This window comes from Paenibacillus sp. V4I9, assembly GCF_030817295.1.
Lineage (GTDB): Bacteria > Bacillota > Bacilli > Paenibacillales > NBRC-103111 > Paenibacillus_E.
The window spans coordinates 7,521,048-7,544,355 of record NZ_JAUSZE010000001.1 but is presented as its reverse complement, the minus strand read 5'-3'; the positions used below and the strand labels follow the sequence as shown (position 1 = coordinate 7,544,355).

Sequence of the window (23,308 nt, the reverse complement as noted above, 5' to 3'; positions counted from 1 at the left end):
AGGTCTTTGACCTTACATATATTATTTCGGCTTATACGATCAGAAAGTTTATAGCAATTTAGTACTTTATCACTAATTTTTTTAATTTTTTTGTCGTTTCAAGATTTGCTTTTGAATTATTTACCTAAACATCCTCTAAATTCAGCATTTTTCTCATATTTTCGATATTCGGAAGCTCTGTAATCGCTTCTCTATTACTCTGCTGAATGGCCTCAAAAACTTCCTTACGATATATTCTGGTATCATTAGGAGCATTGATGCCTATTTTTACTTGATCGCCCTCTATCGATGTGATAAAAACTTCAATATTCTCGCCTATGAGAATAGACTGACCATTTTTTCTTGTCAGAATTAACATGTTACACCCTCAATTCCTTTCTCGTTGAATTTTGGGAATAAAGGTGTTTGGGTACTAAAGTCTCTCGAAGGTGCATGCACAATTTGGCTACCTGATAGATGGTTAATATTAATAACAAGCGGAGCTGCCAAGTTCATCGTTGATTTCTCAAATGGTGTCTTTAAAGTTATGATCCCTAGTGCAAGAACCTCTTCGTGTGTATTTATTTGCAGCCATGTCTTATCTTTCTCATCCAACTCAAAACTATAGTTCTGGAAAAAAGTAAATGGGTTAGCTACAACAAAACCGATACTTTTTTCTTCTATGCTCTTTAAATAAGCAAATGGTCCCTTTTCATCAATTGTCTCAAATTCAAATAAATCTAAATCCTTAAAACCAAGAATTGAACCTTTAAAGCTAATTGTTTTCCCATTTATATAATTAAACATTCTATATCCTCCTTTTCAATAATTTAAGGCAATAGCATTAGCTATTGCCTTAAATTATTGCTGATAACCTACTTATACCAATCATAAGAGCTTACATTTATTTCTATTGAATTCTTTTGCTTTACATAAATGTCTATATTCGCCGGAGTATAGCTAACCTGAGGTTTCTGAGGTGTATATTGAATCTCGGCTTTATGTGGCGTAATATTTATTTCCGGCTTTCTCATTTCATAATTTAGCTTTACATTGAGATTAGAAGCCTCACCTACATACTGCACAGGGTTTAGTTCATTCATTTGGTTTGCGGCAATCTCGGCAAATGGGTTACTAGGATTTGTGATCATGGCCATTCGGTTACCATCTTCAACAATCTTACCGATAGCTTGCAGTGCTACTGATTGCAGCTGGCTATAAATTTGATTCATCCATTCCAAATGATCGCCTTTCCCTAGTGCGCTCCACGCTGCAGATGAGTCCACGCTTAATTCTCCCTTGGGACTAGTAATTTCCACAGATGCTGCTTCTTGCTTAACTTCTAATTGCCCACGTGGGGATTCAATAGAAAGTTGAGCTTTCTGCGTATCTAAACCAATCTGAGCAAAAGTTTGGTGGATAGATAATCGAGGTATGTTCAAGTTTGAACCTCCTTATTATCTCAAGAAATCAATCAAGCTTGGTTGGATAATTTTTGCTCCTGTTGATAACGATGCTTGGTACACATTTTCATCTGTCTTTAATTTCGTTATCGTCTCAGCCATATCCGCATCTTCTGTTTTACTACTCAATTCCGTTAAGTTCACGTCCAAATCTTTGATCCTGTTATCCATGAGATCTATACGGTTAGCCCGCGCACCTACTTCAGATCGTACTGTCAGGAATTTATCAAAACGATTGGTCAAATCCGATAGAAGGTTTTTAGCAACAGCTAGATTAGCCGTTGCAGGAGGCGTCGGAGAAAAAGCATTTTGCAGGCCCTTCAAAATCTTAAATAGGTTGTCATTGTTAGGATTAGCAACCGTGTCAGGGGCTCCAAAAACTTCATTTCCTGTTTGATTAATTGGAATGCTTATACCAGCAGATACCTGAAAGTTTATCTTTTGATCATCAGTTTGATCGGATGATGCTGTCGCAACATTATAAGGCTGTTTATCTGTAAATTGCCCATTAAATGTATACTTTCCATTTAATTGATCGTTTCCAAGGCCTACTGCAGTTTCATATAACTGTCCCATTTCGATACCAATCGCATCAAGCGCCGATTGCGGATTAGTTCCGTTTAGTCCTTGGACCGTTAATTCTTTAGCCTTTTGCATGACGTCATTTATTTGTGATAGGACGGTGTCTGTATGATCAACAGCAGATTTAGCAGCATCAATGTTTCTTTGATATTGATCGTTAATGGAAATCTCACTTCGATAACGAAGTGCATAAGTAATTCCAACTGGATCGTCCGAAGGTTTATTGATCTTTCTTCCTGTCGCAAGTTGGTTTTGGCTTACACTCATTCGTTTCACATTGTTACTTATATTGCTAAGTAACTGCGATTGAATCATTCCTTGAGTCACTCTTAAGACCACTTATAATACCTCCTCTACGTACGATTATCTACCTACTATCCCCATACCGTTAATCACTTTATCTAGCATTTCATCGAAAGTGGTCATAACCCTTGCTGCAGCTGAGTAAGAATGTTGAAACTTAATCATATCGGACATTTCTTCATCTAATGAAACTCCACTTACGGACAGTCTGCGGCTGTCTACTTGGTCTACGAGCGCTTTTTGGTTATCTAATTGGCGGGAGGCTTCTTGAGCCTGAACGCCTAGTTGGCCTACAATGGATCGGAAGAAGTCATCCACTGTTCCTGAATTTAAAATTGCCCCGGAATTGGTTGGATCAAAATTAAATTTAGTGTCCTTCAGCTGGCTCATCAATAGAGCTAAAGTATTATTTCCTTTTGTAACTGTTTCAGCTGCACCTATTCCATCAGTTCTAAGTGATGTTGCAATTTTTGAAGTGTCTTTATCGATTACGGGGTTTAATTGAAAGCTCTCAGCTGTAATATTTGAGAAACCTGCTTTAGCAGTAAAGAAATCCTGTGCGGCTTGAACCGGATTGTCTAATGTATATCCTAATTTATGAAGACCGTTTAATCCCTTTACAGTAACTGTTAGATCGCTAGCAAGTTTTCTTGCTGCGCCAGTATAAGTTATGTTGTTCAATACTGTATTATCAGGCAAGACTGATCCCGCAGGTATAGTAATCGTAATGTCGCCGTTAGCAATCGAATTTGCTAAAGTGTCCAATTGTGTTTGATAGTCAGCCACAAATTTATCTCTAGAGGTTATCATGCCTTGTACTTCACCGCTATTCAGATTACCTGAAGAGTAATCGGACATTAATGAGGCTGAAGTGGTCGCATTGACAGTATCACCAGTTACTAAATTTGTATTACCCATATTGATGGTATACCCATCAGGTGTATCAAGAACCTGTATGTTTACAATCTTCGACAAATTATCGGTTAATAAGTCCCTCTGGTCTCTTAAATCATTAGCATCATCGCCCAAGCTTTCGATCTTTTTGATTTCGAGATTTAAATTAGCAATCGAAGAAGAAACTGAGTTGATTTCTTTTGATTTTAATTCAATATTATTGGTCAAGTCTGATTGTAAATCTTTTAATTTATCGCTTGTAAAATGAAATGCATCTGCCAATGCTACTGCATTTTCTCGAACGATCTTGCGACCTGCTACATTTTCAGGATCTTTACTCAGGTCTGACCATGATTTCCAAAAATTATCTAAAACTGTTCGGAGTCCCGTATCCGAAGGTTCATTCACTATCGTTTCTAGCTTTTCAAGTGTATCAGACTGGATATTCCAACTTCCAAATGCCTTATTTTCATTCCGATATTGATCATCCAGAAATTTTTCGCGAATTCGAGTAATCGAAGTTACTTCAACCCCTGTTCCAAGTTGGCCAGGCGCATTGGAGCGGTTAATGCCAAAGGCTTCAATAGGGATACTTTCGGTCGTATTGGCAACTTGCCTAGAGAAACCAGGCGTGTTAGCGTTAGCAATATTATGTCCCGTCGTGTTAAGCGCTGCTTGTTGCGTGAATAAGCTGCGTTTAGCCGTTTCCAGCAAATGAAATGTGGATCTCATAATGGCACTCCTTTACGCTTTTGTATCGAACCAACCGGTTCTTGCAGACGTTTGAAATTGCTGATGAGGATTACCGTATACGGCATCTTGTTCGGGAGTATTCATCAACAAATTTATTGAATAATCAACAAATGATAACGAATGCTCAATTAGATTTTGATTTAACTCATTGATCTGTTTTAATTCCTTAATTTTATTAGATAATCTCTCATGTATATCTGTAAGGCTCTTCTTCTCTTCAGCCTTAAAAATTACTTTGATTAAATCACTGACTTTAACTCGTGGGTCAGGCCTATATCCTCTTGACAGCAAATATTCCCCAATCAATTGAATTCGAAGTTGATTGATTTCCTCTATCCGCTTAATCAATTTGCTCTCTTTAAGGACAATTTGATTTAATCGATCTACCCGATTATCCACGAGAACCGGTGTTTTTTCCTTGGAAGTCTCCAATAGGGCATCATGAAGGACAATTAGCTCCTCTATCGTTTCCACAATGGCTGAAATAGACACTCATAACCACCTATTCCTCTGCAAGATATACTACTTGTTATCACGTAAATAAGGGTACAATTTATCTGCAATTTTGCGGGCTTCTACATGATACGTTCCCGCAGACACGGATTCCTTGAGTTCTTGAATACGTTGGTTTTGTTCGTTACTGCGAACTGCTGATGTATTTTCCAGTAATTCTTTTGCCTCCGCAGAGATTTGCACTTCATCTTTTCTTTTTTTCTTTTCCGTTCCGTTTACAGATCTACTTTCATTGTTTTGTATATATTTGTTGATATTTCCAATTCGTTGATTTTCATTGATTTTCATAGTTTACACCTCATCATCCCTTTAATGAACAAAAACCGATAATCGTTAATACTATTATCGGCATCCGGCATATGAAACTTTATATCTTTCCAATTATGATTATAAGTGTCTGTCCTTCAATCGATCTTTAATATTAAAAGCACCCCTGCTATCTTGTGTGTTTAACTCTTTCCTCCGCAGCTCGTCCTCAGTATTGTTCCTCACATCTTTGGCTAACTTACTTCGGCAAGATTCGCATATCGTTTTATCCCTAATCAATGTTCCGCATACTTCGCAAGGGTAGGACATGTTTGGCGCATTCATAATAGAAATTCGTCCTTCACGGATGAATTTAGTTATTTGTTTGATCGAAACTTCTGTTGCTTCGCTCAAGTCGTTAATGTTTGCCCCTCTATTTTCACGTACGTACTTCACACATCGCTCATATTGCTGATCTATTTCTTTAACGCAATTCGAACATACGTCATTAAAGCCTTTAACAAATACTTTCCCACAGCGTGGACAATTAGCTACATTCATGCCCATTGTATGGCCCCCTTTTATTATTCCCAATAACCCATTAATAATTCCAGTTTACCGCAATTCGACAGCGGTTGCATATTAATATTTTTGACAGATGGGGTGGTTATTCCTGCTACCTCGCCCACGTTAGTCCGAATATTTCAGCAGAAAAATACTCCCGGAGAACCTTGGCACACTGATTCATCGTGCTCCCCGTCGTATAAACATCATCTACGATATATATAACGAATGAACTTGCTGGGGAACCGTACATATCATCATGAACCGCCTCACTCAATTCAAAAACATGCTCTAAATCGTCCAGCCGTTCACTCCTTTTCTTAAAGCTTTGTTTATCTGTATGCTTGGAACGGGTAAGCAGCGGTACAACAGGGAGCCCCATTCTTTTACCTAGTTCGACAGCCATCTGCTCCGCTTGATTAAAACCTCTTTCCAGCATTCTACGCTCGCTAACGGGAACGAAGGTGATAAGCTCCTGCACAGAATCAGACTTCACATGCAACATAAGCCTGTCCATCTGTAATAAGTGATAAGAATGAACAATCATTTGCCCTAGCACGACTTTCAAGTGCTCATCTCCACGATACTTATATCGCGCCAATAATTCCTTCATCGTTTCATCATATCTGACAGCGCTGCGGCTTCTTATAAAATAGGAATGCGGCCTCCGTTGACAGTCTGAGCAAAACTCCCCTCGTCCACAAGTTGGACAAAGCGCTTCTCGAATCCAAGGAATTCGTGTGTAACACGAATGACAAAGTCCTAATTCATCAACATGGAGAGTGCTATTCTGCTTGCAAAGTAAACAAGCTTTTCTAAGCGGACTAAGCAGCGAAGCCACCGAGCCCATTACTTTTTTAATCAAAATTCTTAGATCCAATTGCTGATAGCTCATTCATTTCCCCCTTAATAAATAGCCCTGTTTACGCGCGATGCGATTCATCTGCTTAATTTGTCGAATGGCCTCCTTTTGAGATTGCGTGATTTCTTTTGCTGCAAAATAGACCTTCCCTGCCGGATCTTCCTTTGATCTACCTGCACGCCCAGCCATCTGAACGAGCGCTGCTTCATCAAATAGTTGCGAATCTGCATCCATAATGAATACATCAGACTTTGGCACCGTGACTCCTCGTTCCAAAATCGTTGTTGTGACCAGCACACGGATCTCTCTGTTTCGAAAAAGTTGGACCTTTTCAGTTCGAGCAAGATCCTTTGATGAAGTTCCCTCGACGCATACGATGGCTTCGCTTTTTTCATGGCTTAATTTAACTCTTAGAAGATTAACCATTGGCTCGACCAACTGAATGTTGGGGACAAAAACAAACACCTGCGCACCTCGTTCCACCGAGGCTGCCAACTGAGTAAACAATGGCTTCGGCATTGTTTGTGACTGAACCACTCTTCTCAGAGGCGGGGCCGAAACCAACTGAGGAACGGGCAATGGGTGCCTATGAAATCGTACCGGAACCCGGACATGCGGTAATCGTCCCCGCTTTGCAGCTTGCCTTACAGCTCTCGGCGGTGTGGCCGAAAGCAAAATATTCGTTCCACTTGGCTTACAGACTTTTGCCGCCGCATAAGCAAGCATGGGATTGTTATGGTAGGGAAATGCATCAATCTCATCGATAATGACAAGATCAAAGGCCTCATGAAAGCGCAGCAGCTGATGCGTTGTCGCGATCGTGATCTGCCCTTGCTCCCAGCGCTGCTCGCTTCCACCATACAGCGTCACCACGCTGTAATCGGCAAATGCGCGACCTATTCGTGGTTGCAGCTCCAGCACCACATCTTTGCGCGGTGTCGCTATCAGTACACGACCTCCTCTCGCAACGGTGTGATGGATAAACGGAAAGATCATCTCCGTCTTTCCCGCGCCGGTAACTGCCCAGATCAGGAACCTTCGAGGGAACTGATGGTTCGTTTCTACTACTGCTCTCGCACTGGTCCTCCTTGCCCTATTCCCTGGCCACCATGCTCCGCCAAAACTATTCCGTTTCTTCAGCCCAGTTCCAACCCCACTTATATAACGCAGCCCCTCCAGCGAAGCCCGAGCCTGGGCTGCGCTGAGCCCCCATGGCTCGATATAAGCGCGAAGCTTCTCTTGCTGCTCTTCCCCCTCTTGAACCTCCAAGCCATTCTGCCCTAACAGAGACCTCGCTGTGTTCTCCCCGGATGGTGCCACCTCCCTCGAGCGCCCAATAACAAGCAAAGAACAAAACCGAGCCCTCCCCATGGTCAGGCACTCCTCACAATAAGGACACGCTTGTCCGCAATGTAAACAATCCGACCAAAACATACGCTCCGCACCACTTCCACACCGCTTACAGGTGTAACTCGTCATCTTTCTAAACCCCCGACGCCAATCTCGGCGCTCGATCACTTCCAGTCCATTCCTCACCTCAACATCACCGTTGAGATGAGCAAGCTGCAGATAGGATAGCCACGCATCTCCTGTCCCTAAATCTACCCCAATCGACACCAATAGTTGTTGAAATTCCTCTACAAGCAGCGACCGACCGCTGCACACTTCCACAATAATGGCATATACATGCGCATCCAACGTGTTACTTGGATACTTCCCTTGCTTCCACACCTCATATTTCATCTTTTGCATACGAAGGTCTTCACCAATAGGCATATTGTATTCATGCATAAGTTGCCGAAGCCGCTCCAGCACTCTCTCGTCATGCGATACAAACGCCAACCGCTCATCTGCATTCAGCTTCCGAAGCATCCGCACACCCTGCCCTAACGAAATAAAAGGTTCGAACAGTACGAGGCCGGCGTCGGCTGCGTAATGCTCGAACCAATATTGGATGTCCGTCTGCGAGTGAATTGTTAATCGCCACTCCCATTCTTTCCCCAAACTTACTGCGTAAAGTTGAACCTTCATTCCTCACCGTACTCTCTTTGTAAACTAAGTACTTGAAACCGTTTGCCTTCAACCGACGTGGATCTTCACAAGATCCTCCCTGCTGCTTAGATGAACGACAGTCACGGGTTCATTATCGTGTTGACGTAAATAGTGGTCAACCGCATCATAATCCGTCTGATATCGCAGCTCAAGCAAATGGCTATGGGATAAGCGCTCAATGATTTTCCTCGTATCGTCGGACGATCCTTCATCGAATATCGTTGCCTTCACTTCGTTGCCCTTAAATCGCGAGAAGAAAAACAAGGAGCGAATATACCATTCAATTTGGTTTTGATTATTTTTGGTGACGAGCAGCACATTAGCCGGTTTCTTGCTTCCACCCCTGCGGGTTCCGAGCAATAAATGGAGCACAGCAATGCTGATTCCGTAGCAACCTAAGATCCAAAGCAATCCAATCCACATAGCGGGTCCCTCCCTTACCTGCAGTGTATGCTGCAAAGTTAAGGGGGGTTCCTTCTCGTAAAATGGAGATTACAACGTTACCCAACCATTTTTAATTGCTATAATAACCGCTTGTGTACGGTCATCAACTTCCATTTTTTGGAGAATGCTGCTGACGTGGTTTTTCACCGTTTTTTCACTGATATAGAGGAACTCTCCGATCAGCTTATTGCTTTTACCTTCCGCCATAAGACGAAGAACTTCTGCTTCTCGCTTGGTTAGCGGACTATTTGCATTATGTATGTATTTAAGACCTGAATCTTTGACACCTTGGCCGGAACCAACTATACCCACGTCATCCAAATAGGTCATACGTCTGAGCTGATTAATCAGCTTGCCAGTAACCTTCGGGTGAATGTAAGCATGCCCAGCCACTACGGAACGAATGGCATTAATGAGCGACTCCGCTTCCATATCCTTCAGCAAATAACCTGAAGCCCCTTTGCGAAGAGTTTCGAAGACATAGCTCTCATCATCATGAATGGATAAAATGATTACTTTGATGTCAGGAAAAATAAGCTTAAGCCGTTCAGTCGCCACAACGCCGTTCTCGAGCGGCATATTAATATCCATGAGAACAATATCCGGCGTGATTTGATTGCAAAGCTCGATAACCTGGATACCATCACCGCACTCACCGATGACTTCCATATCATCTTCCATATTAATAATCCGTTTAACACCTTCGCGAAACAGCTGATGATCGTCCGCAATGACAATATGCACATTGCGTTTATGACTCGCCGTGTTGTCCATTCTGTTTTTCCTCCTTGTTCTCTCCAACGCCGCCGATAGGGATTAGCATCGTAATTTTTGTACCTGAATCTTTTTCGGACTCTAGAACCATCGTGCCTTCCAGCAGCTCAACACGCTCTCGCATGCCCAGCAAGCCGAAATTATTCCCCTTGGCTATTTTTTGCTCTGTCTGCGGCACGTCAAAACCGATCCCGTTATCTACCACGTAGATTTGTACTTGATCAGGCTCCAGTGTGAGCTCAACAGATAGGAAAGTAGCTTTCGCATGCTTGTTTACATTAGATAAAGCTTCCTGCACAAGTCGGAAAATAGCAATTTCAAGTCCAGACGGAATGCGAGTCTCCTTGCCTACGAGATTAAACTGTGTGCGAATTTTATACTTTTCTTCGAAATCCTGTACATATTTACGCAGTGTCGGAACGATTCCTAGATCGTCGAGCGCCATTGGACGGAGATTGAAGATGATCTTACGAACTTCTTCAAGCCCCCCTCTGACTTGACCCTTCAGATCTACTAATTCTTCCTTCACCGCGGGAATATCCTCTTTTACAAGCATACGCTGGGCAATTTCGGTTCGAAGCACAACATTCGCCAAGGTTTGAGCCATACCATCGTGAATTTCACGCGCAATTCGCTTCCGCTCTTCCTCTTGGGCCAAAATAATCTTCAAACCGAGTAATTGCCTGTTCTTCGCGGATTCGAGTATACGAGTCACCTGATTGAGGTCGCCCGATAAATATTCCAGTACCACATTCATTTGCGATACGATTGTTTCTGCTCGCTCTACCTGCTTGTCCACATTCTTTGTGCGTACCTGCAGATCATTGCGCCGAGTCTTTAGATTATTTTCTTTTTCCCTAGCAATTGTCAGCTGTAATTGAAAAGCAATCGCGGCTTCATAAGCAATCTTGATATCTTCCTCACGGTACTTGTTGAAATCACGACTGACCTCCGTAAGTCGAATACGAGATCGCTTGTAATCCTTCTCCAAATTGTCAACCAACTCGATGGTATCACTCGTTTCATATTTAATCTCTTCGAGCTCGCGAGTGAGTGACTCTTTTTCAAAACGAGAAGCTTCAGCGATTTCAAACATTTGATACTTGCTGCTCTCCATGACGTTAATTGCGTTTTTAATGACACGATCTATAGCGTCTGGCTGCAAATGAAACGAGCTCCTTTTATAAAACAATATTAGAAATTAGTCTACCCCATATTGTATCATAGTTCTACCCGTTTGCCGTGTACTTCTAGCACTATTTATTCGATCGTAATCCCATAATTTTTGGGTTCCCAGCCTACTTTAAAGCCTAATTTCTCTGAAATGAGTCGCAAAGGCACCATCGTCACGTTATTCATAATTTTAGGAGACACTTCAGCCGTCACACGATCCCCGTTTACAAGCAGATCAGCGTTATCAATCCATAGATCAATGAGCTTATCGCCTCGTACAACAGTTACCTTCCGCTCTTTGTCATCCCACTTCACATTGCCACCTAATGCTTCTGTTACGAAACGAATCGGAACCAACGTATTATCATTTACAATCGTCGGAGCCTGCTCCAATGTATAGGATTTATCATTCAATGTCGCTTGTTTCTTATACACATTCAGTTTCACCGTATTTTTCGGCAGAGCGGCTAGCTGTCCTTCGTAAATGAAAGAGATATCATCGATATTAATTTTCCCTTTGAGAGCTCTTTCATCCTGCCCATTTGCGGGATTAGCGACATATACACTCTTGATCTTGATCGGGAATTTGAGGTCGGACACATCAGCCGTTACCTTACGCCAGCCTGTCCAGTTCATATTTTCAGTGAAACTCACGTAATTCAGCTTACCATCTGCATCAATGATTTCTGCACGTACCCAGTTAAAGCTTCCGTCACCTAGCACTTTGGCTGTAATAAATTCCGGTTCTCCTGCAATCTGAACACCATTCATGCCATCGAATCTAGCATAAGCTGCTTTAGTACCTGTTCCTTTTGTAAAATCATACGAAATTTCTAGACTATTATTGCCGCTATTTGGCACAATATTAACAGCTGAAACAACCTCTGCCGGGTACTTATCGCCTGTAGTCATAACCGCAAACTTATCTAGATCGTACCAAACCTTCTCCTGACCAACAGGCAATGTAACCATCGTGCTATAACCATCATACCTCGCAATAACTTGAACAGCCTGAGAGCCCGAAGCGCTATCCACATGAAGAGTACCGTCTTTCAGAGTCCCTTTAATCCCGCTTAGCTCCCAAGTCGCTGATGCCGCAGGCAATTCACGTGTTGCACCACTCCTTGTCGTTACGGATATCGGCAGCTTGAAATCCCCGCCTTCTGTAATTGAAAAGGATCCTGAGTTAAATTTCATGGAAGTAATCTGATCTCTTCCAACAACCTCGACGTCCATAGATGCTGAACCTTTGCCTGACTTGGCAATGATTTGAGTCTTACCTGGCAATGTCGGTGTAAACACATTATCTTTGAACGTTCCATTCGTCGTGGAACTACTCCACTGTGGAACAATACCGTTTACGGAAATCGGATTATAATAATCATCATACGCTTTAAATTGATAAGTGCTGGATTCATTCATGAATAAAATATTTTGACCTTTTAAAATAAGTCCCTTCAAATCGCCCTTCGGTGCCGTCGAATACACACCCACACCATTTACAACGGAACGTTGATTGCCATTCTCTGTTTTATTAACTAGCTTCGGATCAAAATCCCCGAGTGGTCTTGAAACCATCTGCGTCGATCCCCCGCCATCCAGGACCATCCCTCTCCAAACACCAGCACTAATCATAAACTGCTGAAGCTCCGGAAGCGTCATCCCTGCACTGCCTGCACTACGATCCGAAGTAATGATATAAGCCGTTTTCATATCTTTGGAGTAGCCTATTGCCGTTCGGGAACGTGGGCTATAACCGCTGAAATCTCCAATATTACGTGTAAAATAACTCGGCTTCGCCTCATCCACCAGCAGTGTGCTGCCGCCAATGAGCATTTTGAAATTCTTCCAATCATACGTCTTTGACGCATCATGCGGGACCATATCATATTTGGTAGTGATCTTATCTCCGACTTTGAGGTGATTTACGATAAACTCCCTGGCTAGTCCTGAGCCTCTGAGGATATAGCCATCAGCTGGAGCAACCATTTTAATATTCGTATCTACGGCAATTTCTTTAACTACGTCATTCTGTATAAGTGCTTCTGTTGGAACATGCGTTCCATCAACTGCACGCTGCGTTAAAGCCCAAGCATTCGTATAGAGGAAAAGACCGTCTGCGATCATCGCGACATCGTTGTCGTCCCAATAATACGTTTTGTTCACACCGCCAAGGTCAAAAGAAGTCCCGTCCTTCGCCGTCACTTTACCTTGAAAATCAAAAATATCAATAATCGGTTGATTACTCTTCGTTATCGCAAAAGAATAAAGTCCAGATATTTTCGCCGGGGTCGCCATCACCTGACCATTCGTGATTTGCGCGCCTTCCGGAACACCTTCCGCTTGAGTATTGAAGAAATCCCCATTCACACCTGCCACGGCACCGGTATCCTTTACCATTCCCAGAACACTTTGGTTCTTCGTAAACTGATTCTTAGTCCCAGCCATTGCGTCTATCTTCACGTTCGGATTCGTCAAATCGACCTCTACCACATTGGCGTTCACCGAAACGTCCTTATTGCTCCTAGTTGTCGTCCAAATGTAATTCTTCATAATTGCACCAGATGTAATAGTCTCCTGCGAACTAAGCGTCAACGTCGGCCCTGCCGCGTTTACCGTAGTCCCCGCCACCAATTGCCATACCAATGCGCAAGCCAGCGCACCCATTCCTACTTGCTTCTGTAACGTCATGTTGCTTTTCCACTCTCCTCTTTCAGTCTAAGACTAGTATCTATCTTTTCGGATATCTATTAGACTCTTAAACTATAGAAAAAGTTACGATCTGAGAGAAGTTGTATTTATACGTCAAAAATATGACCAAGAACCAGCAAAATAAAAGAGAGCACGACCCTACTCGGATCTGCTCTCTGCTTGAGATACTTGATATTTTATTTAGACCATTTAAGCTTAGCTTCTTGCTCAATTGACCTAGCGGATAATAGTTCAATAATCGTATGCTGCTGCTCTTGAATAAGTTCCATCCTTTTCACCGTTTCATTGGTTTCCAATACAGCTTGCTTAATTTGAGCTTGTTCCAATTCCAATCTGTCTAATCTCTCTATCACTGGTGATAATTCAGCCCTAAGTAACGTGGTTAGTGCCTCTTTCAAGTCATTATCCAACATTATCACTCCCGATCCATTTACTTAATTCTGTCTTACGAGTATACCATAATAATTGGCACCGGCTACATATATATTATACCATAATACATAAAACAAAACAAACATATGTTCCCGTTTTGTTTTGATTTCTAGCTATCATAAAATGCAAAAAAGTCGCCCAATAAGGGCGACTTTCATTAATTTTAAACCAATGCTTGTGCTTGTGTTTTCAAAGACTCAGCCTTATCTGTACGCTCCCAAGGAACATCCAGATCGTTACGGCCAAAGTGACCATATGCAGCTGTTTGACGGTAGATTGGACGACGCAGATCAAGCTCTTTAATGATGCCCGCAGGACGTAGGTCAAAGTTATTGTGAATCAGCTCTACGAGTTTCTCTTCACTAACTTTACCTGTTCCAAAGGTATCCACAGCAATGGACACTGGACGAGCTACACCAATTGCATAAGCTAATTGAACTTCACATTTTTCAGCAAGTCCAGCTGCTACGATGTTTTTCGCAACATAACGCGCTGCATATGCACCGGAACGGTCAACTTTTGTTGGATCCTTACCAGAGAACGCGCCGCCGCCGTGACGAGCGTAACCACCATAAGTATCAACGATGATTTTACGACCAGTCAAACCAGCATCCCCTTGAGGTCCGCCAATAACGAAACGGCCAGTCGGGTTAATGAAATAGTTTGTATTCGCGTCCAACAAGTGAGCTGGAACGATTGGGTTAATAACATGTTCTTTAATATCTTTTTGGATTTGCTCCAACGTAACTTCTTCACCATGCTGTGTAGATACAACAATTGCATCAACGCGAACTGGTTTATCATCGACATACTCAACCGTTACTTGTGTTTTACCGTCAGGACGCAGGTATGGAAGAGTTCCATTTTTACGAACTTCCGTCAAACGACGAGCCAACTGGTGAGAAATCGAGATTGGAAGAGGCATAAGTTCAGGCGTTTCGTTAACCGCGAATCCGAACATCAGACCTTGGTCACCAGCACCAATTGCTTCAATTTCCTCATCAGACATCGAGCCTTCTCTTGCTTCAAGAGCTCTGTTAACACCTTGTGCAATGTCAGGGGATTGTTCATTCAAAGAAACGAGAACCGCACAAGTTTGGGAGTCAAAACCATACTTCGCACGCGTGTAACCAATTTCCTTAATTGTTTGTCTAGCGATCGCTTGAATATCAACATATTCAGAGCTTGAAGTAATCTCACCAATTACCAAAACCAAACCAGTTGCTACAGATACCTCACATGCTACACGAGCATTCGGATCATTGGCAAGAAATGCATCCAATACCGAGTCAGAAATTTGGTCACAAATTTTATCCGGATGACCTTCTGTTACGGATTCGGATGTAAATAAACGACGTCCACGTACTTGCGCCATATCATTCATCCTCCTAATATCATTTAGTATGTTTGAAAAGCTTCTACACGATGCCTCTATATGAAAAAAAAGTGGGCCCGGCTTTAGCGGCAGCTTTTCACGCCAAACGGAATCCCTCTTTTGCGCTCAAGCGCTAACAAGATCCTTGAATTCCGCAATGGTAAAAATAAGAATCAAACGTAAACCATGAATAAAGACAACAAAAAAATGAACCTTTCCCGATTGGAAAAGGTTAAATTAAATATTGACCTTCAATTAGTTATCTTACGTCATTTATCTCCTAGTGTCAATGCAGCAAACCGTGAAGAAATTATGAATAATTCCTCAAATTTATAAAGAAAATAGCGCTTCTTCAGCCTTCTGAATCAATCTTTTAGTAATCGTTCCTCCAACTGCACCTGCATCTCTCGATGAGATATGTCCCCAGTAGTCTTCTTTCAATGAAGAAGAAGGAATTGAACCCAATTCCGTTGCAAACTCTGTATCCGCATGAAGCGACATTTGCTTACCAACAGGCAATCCTAACTCAGCAGCAATCTCATACTTTAAAATATCCAAAGCCTTTTTAGATTCAGGAACCACTTTATTATTGTTTCTAGCCATAACAAACGCCTCCTTAGAGTTTTTGTTGTGATTACGACACTCCATAAGCAATTAACCGATGATGTGAGTACATCACTAGTATGGCTAGATTCCTGAAGTCGAACCGCATAAGAACTTGTCAGATTGGGTAAAATTATGGAGAAGACTTTTAATGTAGTTTAACCAAAAAAAAACGACATCTCAGTTCTAAAATTCGCAAAAATCTTTATTGAGCAGTCTTACCACCGTCAGCATTCAATAATAAATAGCTTCCTCGTACCATGACAAAGATGTCCGCCGTATTCTTCGGCGATGGCTTAATACCGCGGCCTTCGGCCGGGAAGATCAAAAGATGATTCAACGCGACTTCGGCCCCCGCTGGAAGATCCTTGCCTCCCGTTACATCCGGGATGCCATTTTCATCGTTGCTCACGGCGAGTAGCTTGCCTGTTCGCACGATAAACTCGGCGCCAGCACCGGCGTAAAGCGTTTGTCCATTTTGCAATTGGACAACCTTCATTGTCGCTGGCATGGAAGAGCTCGTGCCTCCGTTGCTCCCGCTAGGCTGGCTTCCGCCAGCATTGGCCGCGATCGCGGAGGCGATCATATCCTTCACCTTTGCTTCGCTTAAGGTGTTCTGGTCAAAATAGCTCTTTGTGATCACCGGGTCGGTGGACGAGCCTGGGGCCGGGGCTTCTGCTTGGGATGTTCCAATAGAAGTTGCTAGAACTAGGATTGCCAAAGCAAGAAGGAAAATTGTAGTTTTCCTCATCACAATCATCCTTTCTTAGGTCTAATTAGTCTGCAAGATCTAGTCAAGAAAAAAAGACCCCGAAGGGTCTTTTTCCTCATCATACGTTCAATTAGTTAGTAACTAGAGTACTTGCAGTTGCGCCTGATGGAGCAATTGCTTTAATTACGAACTCAGTTACACCAGAACTTACTACTACTTGACCAGAAGCATTAAGTGAAACTGTACCAGTACCAGCAACTGCTTGCTTAACGTCAGAGATTACGTATTGAACACCAAGCAATGCTTTGTATCTGTCAACATAATCAATTGCTGCAACTGCTGGAGCTGTTGCAGTAGCTGCAACTGCTGCACTGTATTTGTACTCAACACCGTAGTTATCAACAACTTTAATTCCACTCATTACTTGACCAACATCATAAGTTCCTGCAGTAATACCAGTTTTGTTAGCATCTGCAGAGATAGTCGCTACAGTGACTGCATCGGCTTTAATATTGATTGGCAATGTAACGTCTTGTAGGTTGCCGTCCTCTTTCTTGAAGACAACAGTTACATTAGTTGTACCAGCTTTGTTACCGATAATCCAAGCATCATTTGAGTTGTAAACAGCTTTAGCAACTGTTCCGTTAGCTGTAGAAGCACTAACTACACGAGAACCTGGAATAACAACTGCATCGCCAGATTTATCTTTAGCAGTTACTTCAATTTTACGAGCAAGTTTGCTGTGAATAGCCCAGTAATCATCAGATGTAGCTGGTGCTGTAATTACAGCTGCTAGTTGTTTATCGTCAGCATTTACTAATGCACTATCAAGTGCAGCAAAGGAATCTTTCAATGCATTTACGCTGTAAGTCAAGTCTTTAGCTTCAATTACTTCTAAAGAAGATTTAACTTCGCTAATTACAGGAGCGCCTGATTTTGTGTTGTCAATCAACTGTGCTTTAAGCTCAGTTTTTCCACCAAATGCTAGACCTGTCAAGTTAAGCTCTTTTTTATTGATGTCAGCAAATGTAGTAGCGCTGAAATCATAAGTAAGAGGAGTAGCAGTAGTATGACTACCTGCGATTGTATTAGTAAATGTTGCATAAGTAGCATTGGACACAGTAAGTCTTAGTGTAAAGTTACCAGCAGCATACTTAGCACCAGTTACAGTGGAGATAGAGTCAAGAGCCTCACCATGTTGGTCTTTAACGTACCATTTGATAGTCGCTTTACCGCCAATAATTCCTTTAGCAGCAGGAGCTGAACCATCAATTGCAATTGATTCTGGTTTACGAGCATCTTGAACAGTAAGACTTGTTTGTACATTTTGTTGAATGTTAGCGTTGAAAATTCCAAAGTTAACGAATACAACACCTTTGCTTCCGGAAGTAATTGCATTCAGCAAAATTTGTCCTTTGTGCTCTCCGGATTGAACGATTGCATTGTTTCCATTATTTCCAGCGTTGTAGCTCGCACCAGAGATGGAAACTGAGAATCTGCCGTCTTTTGCATTGTCAGCGATGTCTTGTGCAGACAATTTGTTACCTTGCGCATCATAAGCAACTACTGGAATGTACTTGTTAGTGTCGCCTTCAGCAAGAACTCCAGTGAATGTACCGAATTCTACTTTAGTTGCAACAGTGGAAGATTGAGTTTTAAGTGCAACAGTTGCGCTAGCAGAACCAACGTATACTGTTGAAGTGTAATCTGCGTCTTTATCAACATTCTTAGCAAGTTTAAATTTCAACTTGTCATAAGTTGAATTTGCTTTGTCAAGAACTAACGAATCAAATGTGTAAGGAGTAATTACAGCATCTGCAGCTAAGCGGTTTTTGAAGTCTGCTGTATACGCACTATTGTCAGCAATTACATCGCCATATTGGTCATAACGAGTAAGGGATACTTCTGCAACATCGCCCTCTTTAGTAAGAGCTGTTTTTGTAGCAGGGTATTTAGCAGTGCCAAGTTCAATTTTAGTTACGTAAGGCTCAGTACCAATTTTAAAAGTTTTTTGTACAGATACAGAAGAGTTAGTCAGGAAGATATTAACCGGAATAACGTCGATCTCAGATTGATAATCTGCAGCAGGTGAAGTTCCTGGTTTATTCTTAGTATCAAGAGTTAACTCAAGAAGACCTGTTTCGTCATTTCTCTTAACGTTTGCATTTGCACCTGCAACATATGCAGTATAGTTACCACCAGTTAAAGAAGCATTTTCACCATATTGGTTTTCTGCTTTTACTTTAACGATTACACTGATGGATTTTGCAATTTTTTCACTTGCGTTAACAAAACTAAGTTTAGTAACTTTTTCGTTTTCAGCTGTGAAAGTCGCAGTTGTTTTGTCAACACCTGCTGCATCTAGACCGGAAAGAGTTGCAGTGTAAGTACCTTCGCTGATTTTAACATCAGTCAAAGACAATACTGCGGACTTCTTGTCATCGGACCATTTTGCAGTAGTTGCAATGGATTGTGTACCTTTAGTCAAAGCTACAACTGCTTTAGTTGTATCAACTGGTTTGTTAAAGGAAACTGTTACTGTTTTAACGCCAGTTGCTTTAGCTTCGGAAAGGGATACTTTACCTGGAGATACGTATTGAAGTGAAGTTTCATAAGCACCAGTCAGAAGAAGGTCACGAGTTGCGTTGGATTTACCACCGAACTTGCCGTCAGCTCCGTTAGTAAGAAGTTTCAATTCAAGTGCCAATGCTACATAACCTTGTGCCCAGTCAGAAACAGTTGTATCTGTACCTGTTTTTGCTTTTGCGGCAGCATCTTTACCTAGTACGCGAACCAAGAAAGTAGCCAATTGTTCTTTTGTAACTTTACCAGCTGGGTTGTATTGACCTTCAGCATAGCCGTCAGTGATACCAGCAGTTTTCAAAGCTTCGATGAAAGGAAGTGCGTAGCCGTTAGCTGCGTCATCAACTTTAACATCAGAGAAGCTAGAAGTTTTAAGATCTTTGTTGTATTCGATACCAGTGATCAATGCTGCAACTTTCGCGAATTGAGCACGGTTCATTTCTTCTTTAAGACCAAATGTTGTTTCAGTTGTACCCTCGAAAATACCTTTGCTGATCAATGCATCAAACTTTGCTTTAGTAGCTGCGTCAAGATCTTTAAGATCTGTGAAGTCAGCAGATGTTTTACCGAATGCTACGGAAGAAAACATGGATAATGCCATTGCTGTAGAAAGAATTACGGATAAACTTTTTTTCATAACCTTTTTTTCTCCTCCTTGAATATCTTTGGTTTTATTTTTTAGGTTGAATCTAACAATATTTGAGCTCGATTTACTCATTGTTTGGTTCACCCCCTTTCCAGAGTTAGAGCATAATATAACTAAGTTCGCGTGCAGCTCTAGTGGCTGCATTGGAAACTAGTAAACTTAAATTAGGGAAATAGACAATCACACCAATTTACATTATACATTGGTCGAATAGCGTCGTAAAGAATTATTTTAGAAACTTTAGCATTTACTTGTAACTAAAGAACAAACTTCTTATTCATTTGTTTTCAAAGTATTAAACGCACAATAAAATAAAAAGTTGCGGTATTCGCAAAAAAGTTTATAAAAAGTATTTGCTAATAAAAAAAGAGACCCCTAGGGATCTCTTTTTATTTGAAACATATTAGTCTTAGTCTTGAACAACAACTAGTGTCGTTACTGTTTTACCGCCGGAGATTGTTTTCAGAACGAATTCTGTTACATCCCCACCAATTGCAAATGTTCCATTTGCATTCACTACTACTGTGTTTGCTGCTCCATCTGCTTGGATATCAGAAACTACATATTGTGCACCCAAGAAGGCATTGTACTTGTTAATCTCAGCTGCTGTTGTGTACTCAACACCGTAGTTATCTGTAATTTCTACATTAGCTAGGTTGATTACATCAAGAATTGCTGTGTCAGCCGAACGATCGTACGTGATGTTTGCATCTGCTACCACTGATGCAGCAGTTACTAGATCGCTTTTTGATGTTACTTCTAGTGTTGCATATTTGTTCATACCATCAAATGTGTTGTAAACAACGGTTACTGTTGCTTTACCTGCTTTATTACCAATTACTTTTGCTGTGTTGCCTTCTTGAATAACATTCACAATGTTATTGTCGGAGGAGCTTACGCTAGAAATACGATCTGCAGGAATTGCTACTTTTTCACCGGATTTGTTTGTAGCAGTAATTTTGATCTCTTTAGCAAGTTTGCTATCAAATGCATTGTTAGTTGTGCCTGTCAATATTTTGTCTGCATCTGGAGTCAAACCATTGTCACGTGCTGCAAACACACTATCAATCGCTGTTACCGCGTAAGTTAGATCTGTATCTGCTGTCACTTCAAGCTCATTCTCAACTTTTTTCAAGCTTGCCGTTCCTTTTACAAGTTCAGCTGTTACTTTCGCTTTACCTGCATCTGTTGCTACGAATTTCAATTCTTTTTCGTTAAAGCCTGTTAGGTCCGTTGCATTAAACTCGTACGTAGCGCCGTCTGCTGTTGGTGTTCCGCCCGTTAGGCCAGAGAATGTTGCATAAACAGATCCTGTAACAGTCACTTTTACTTTGTAATCCGCTGCGTTCGTTGCTGCAGAATCATCAAGTTTTGCACCGTATTGATCTTGTACGTACCATTTAACTGTTGTTTCGCCATCAACTAAAGCTTTGTTAGCTGATACCGCTGTTTTTACTGCAATCGTCTCAGGTACACGTACATCTTGTACCGTATAGCTCTTTTGCACGCTATTTTGTACATTAGCACTAAAGATACCAAAGTTTACAAATACAACGCTTTTTGCACCAGCGGTTACTTCGTTGATTTTGATTTGTCCTTTGTGCTCGCCGCTTGTTACGATAGCTGCATTGCCGTTTCTAGCTGTGTTGTAATCTGCTCCTGAAATCGAGATCGAGAATCTGTCTGCATTTGCATTATCTACGATCTCTTGTGCAGTCAATGCCTTTCCATCTGCATCATAAGCCACGATTGGAAGGTAAGTTGCGCCGTCCCCTTGTGCAATAACGCCATTAAATGTACCGAATTCAACTTTGTTTGCAACTTTCGCTGATTTAACGGCTACTGTTGCTGTTGCAGAAGAGGATCCAACGTATACAGTTACTGTATAGTCTCCACCTTTATCTGTGTTTTTAGCCAGTTCAAGTTTCACTTTATCGTAAGATTGAACAGTTTCAGCTTTCAATTTCAGTGTATCATTGCTGAATGGCGTGATGATCGCATCAAACTTCGTACGATCTGTTGTAAGAGCTCCCTCAGCGATTACGTCACCATATTGGTCATAACGTGTAATACCAAACTCAGCAACATCACCTTGTTCTGTCAGAGATGTTTTGTTAGCTGGGTATTTAACTGTTCCTAATTCAATCTTACTTACATAAGATTCAACGCCGATTTTAAACGTTTTTTGTACAGAGACAGATGAGTTCGTTAGGAAGATGTTAACCGGAAGAACGTCAATCTCGGATTGCGTTTGATCGCCACTTACACCATTTTTGTAAATTGTGTTCAGTGTTAATTCAAGCAAGCCTGTATCTTCGTTTCTTTTCAACGATTCATTTCTTCCACTTACGTATGCTGTATATTCGCTACCGTTTAGGCTAGCATTTTCACCGTATTGGTTTTCTGCTTTAACTTTTACAGTTACTTTAGCAGACTTCGCGATTTTTTCGCTTGCATTTACAAAGCTAAGTTTGGAAACTTTTTCGTTTTCTGCTGTGAATGTAGCAGTTGTTTTATCAACGCCAGCTGCATCTAAACCAGAAAGTGTTGCTGTGTAGCTGCCTTCGCTTACTTTCACATCAGTTAAAGTTAGTACAGCGGATTTTTTATCATCTGCAAATTTGACAGTAGTTGCGATGTTAGCCGTACCTTTTGTTAGAGCAAGTGTTGCTTTATCTGTATCAACCGGCTTGTTGAAGCTTACTGTTACTTGTTGAACGCCAGTTGCTTTCGCGCCAGTTACAGATACTTTACCAGCTGGTACATATTGTTGTTTCGCTTCGTATGCACCGCTCACTAGAAGATCGCGAGTTGCGTTACTCATACCACCGAATTTACCGTCAGTGCCGTTGGAAAGAAGTTTAAGTTCAAGTGCCAAAGCCACATAACCTTGTGCCCAACCAGAAACCGTTGTGTCTGTACCTGTTTTGCCTTTAGCTGCTTCATCTTGACCAAGAACACGTACCAAGAAAGTAGCCAGTTGTTCTTTGGTTACTTTACCAGCCGGGTTGTACTGACCTTCAGCATAGCCATCAGTCACGCCAGCTGTTTTCAAAGCTTCGATGTAAGGAAGTGCATAACCATTTGCTGCATCGGTTACACTAACGTCAGTAAATGTCGATGTTTTCAAGTCTTTGTTTACTTCAAGACCCATGATCAATGCCGCTACTTTCGCGAATTGTGCACGGTTCATTTCGTCTTTTAGACCGAAAGTTGTTTCTGTCACGCCGTCAAAAATACCAGCAGTGATCATCGCATCGAATTTCACTTTTGTTGCTGCATCCAGGTCTTTCAAGTCTGTGAAGTCTGCAGATGTTTTACCAAATGCAACGGACGAGAACATGGAAAGAGCCATAGCGGATGTAAGAACTACGGATAATGTTTTCTTCATAAAGGTTTGTTTCCTCCTAATATTATGAAAGTTTTTTGTTATAAAAACTTATAACCAACGGGGCGACAGTTGAATCATTGCATGATTCTATGTAGCTTCGCGTCTATCACCTTGGCTACATGACTTAGTATACGTGACTGTATGCATAATTTCATTGATAAGTATTTTCCAATAACAACAGATAATTATTTCTATATATACGAATTCTCCGATTTACAAAAATAAAACTTCACACAATAGCCTAAGCAATTG

The 23,308-nt window shown here is 41.6% G+C and carries 20 protein-coding genes; all 20 read right to left on the bottom strand.

What is annotated here, in order from left to right; all coding sequences use genetic code 11:
- Positions 1–124: 124 nt before the first annotated feature.
- Positions 125–358: a carbon storage regulator CsrA gene (gene csrA, locus QFZ81_RS34760; protein ID WP_090824968.1), complete on the bottom strand. Its 234-nt coding sequence runs from the start codon at positions 356–358 to the stop codon at positions 125–127.
- Positions 352–786, bottom strand: coding sequence for a flagellar assembly protein FliW (fliW, locus tag QFZ81_RS34755; RefSeq protein ID WP_307606381.1), 435 nt, complete (start codon positions 784–786; stop codon positions 352–354). The genes csrA and fliW overlap by 7 nt, the downstream gene beginning before the upstream one ends.
- Before the next feature lie 68 nt (positions 787–854).
- Entirely contained in the window at positions 855–1,421 is a 567-nt protein-coding gene (locus QFZ81_RS34750) for a DUF6470 family protein (protein ID WP_307606379.1), read from the bottom strand.
- Between the two features lie 15 nt (positions 1,422–1,436).
- Positions 1,437–2,363 (bottom strand): flagellar hook-associated protein FlgL, encoded by a 927-nt coding sequence (flgL, locus tag QFZ81_RS34745; RefSeq protein ID WP_307606377.1) that lies wholly within the window; start codon positions 2,361–2,363, stop codon positions 1,437–1,439.
- A 24-nt stretch (positions 2,364–2,387) separates the two neighbouring features.
- Entirely contained in the window at positions 2,388–3,953 is a 1,566-nt protein-coding gene (gene flgK, locus QFZ81_RS34740; protein WP_307606375.1) for a flagellar hook-associated protein FlgK, read from the bottom strand.
- 12 nt (positions 3,954–3,965) lie between these two features.
- Complete coding sequence (locus tag QFZ81_RS34735; protein WP_307606373.1) at positions 3,966–4,466, bottom strand: flagellar protein FlgN; 501 nt, start codon at positions 4,464–4,466, stop codon at positions 3,966–3,968.
- A 30-nt stretch (positions 4,467–4,496) separates the two neighbouring features.
- Positions 4,497–4,775 carry a flagellar biosynthesis anti-sigma factor FlgM gene (gene flgM, locus QFZ81_RS34730; protein WP_307606371.1) on the bottom strand — a complete coding sequence of 93 codons (279 nt, stop codon included), beginning with the start codon at positions 4,773–4,775 and terminating at the stop codon, positions 4,497–4,499.
- Between the two features lie 99 nt (positions 4,776–4,874).
- The gene (locus QFZ81_RS34725) at positions 4,875–5,294 is read right to left on the bottom strand and encodes a TIGR03826 family flagellar region protein (RefSeq protein ID WP_307607122.1); all 420 of its coding nucleotides are present in this window, start codon (positions 5,292–5,294) and stop codon (positions 4,875–4,877) included.
- A gap of 115 nt (positions 5,295–5,409) precedes the next feature.
- Positions 5,410–6,192: a ComFC family protein gene (locus QFZ81_RS34720; RefSeq protein ID WP_307606369.1), complete on the bottom strand. Its 783-nt coding sequence runs from the start codon at positions 6,190–6,192 to the stop codon at positions 5,410–5,412.
- On the bottom strand, positions 6,193–8,190 hold the full coding sequence (locus tag QFZ81_RS34715; protein ID WP_307606367.1) for an ATP-dependent helicase ComFA: 1,998 nt from the start codon (positions 8,188–8,190) through the stop codon (positions 6,193–6,195).
- Positions 8,191–8,238: 48 nt separating this feature from the next.
- Positions 8,239–8,634 (bottom strand): hypothetical protein, encoded by a 396-nt coding sequence (locus tag QFZ81_RS34710; RefSeq protein ID WP_307436597.1) that lies wholly within the window; start codon positions 8,632–8,634, stop codon positions 8,239–8,241.
- 69 nt (positions 8,635–8,703) lie between these two features.
- Complete coding sequence (locus tag QFZ81_RS34705) at positions 8,704–9,429, bottom strand: response regulator (protein ID WP_307436599.1); 726 nt, start codon at positions 9,427–9,429, stop codon at positions 8,704–8,706.
- A complete protein-coding gene (locus QFZ81_RS34700) occupies positions 9,407–10,594 on the bottom strand; it encodes a sensor histidine kinase (RefSeq protein WP_307606365.1) in 1,188 nt (395 codons plus the stop codon). The genes QFZ81_RS34705 and QFZ81_RS34700 overlap by 23 nt, the downstream gene beginning before the upstream one ends.
- 95 nt (positions 10,595–10,689) lie before the next feature.
- Complete coding sequence (locus tag QFZ81_RS34695; RefSeq protein ID WP_307606363.1) at positions 10,690–13,293, bottom strand: stalk domain-containing protein; 2,604 nt, start codon at positions 13,291–13,293, stop codon at positions 10,690–10,692.
- A gap of 197 nt (positions 13,294–13,490) precedes the next feature.
- Complete coding sequence (locus QFZ81_RS34690) at positions 13,491–13,727, bottom strand: hypothetical protein (protein ID WP_307606361.1); 237 nt, start codon at positions 13,725–13,727, stop codon at positions 13,491–13,493.
- Between the two features lie 182 nt (positions 13,728–13,909).
- Positions 13,910–15,121: a methionine adenosyltransferase gene (gene metK / locus QFZ81_RS34685; protein WP_307606359.1), complete on the bottom strand. Its 1,212-nt coding sequence runs from the start codon at positions 15,119–15,121 to the stop codon at positions 13,910–13,912.
- Positions 15,122–15,451: 330 nt separating this feature from the next.
- On the bottom strand, positions 15,452–15,724 hold the full coding sequence (locus QFZ81_RS34680; protein WP_307606357.1) for an alpha/beta-type small acid-soluble spore protein: 273 nt from the start codon (positions 15,722–15,724) through the stop codon (positions 15,452–15,454).
- Between the two features lie 205 nt (positions 15,725–15,929).
- The gene (locus QFZ81_RS34675; RefSeq protein WP_307606355.1) at positions 15,930–16,475 is read right to left on the bottom strand and encodes a hypothetical protein; all 546 of its coding nucleotides are present in this window, start codon (positions 16,473–16,475) and stop codon (positions 15,930–15,932) included.
- Between the two features lie 91 nt (positions 16,476–16,566).
- Positions 16,567–19,737 (bottom strand): S-layer homology domain-containing protein, encoded by a 3,171-nt coding sequence (locus QFZ81_RS34670; RefSeq protein ID WP_307606353.1) that lies wholly within the window; start codon positions 19,735–19,737, stop codon positions 16,567–16,569.
- Between the two features lie 337 nt (positions 19,738–20,074).
- Positions 20,075–23,056 (bottom strand): S-layer homology domain-containing protein, encoded by a 2,982-nt coding sequence (locus tag QFZ81_RS34665; RefSeq protein ID WP_307606351.1) that lies wholly within the window; start codon positions 23,054–23,056, stop codon positions 20,075–20,077.
- Positions 23,057–23,308 lie beyond the last annotated feature (252 nt).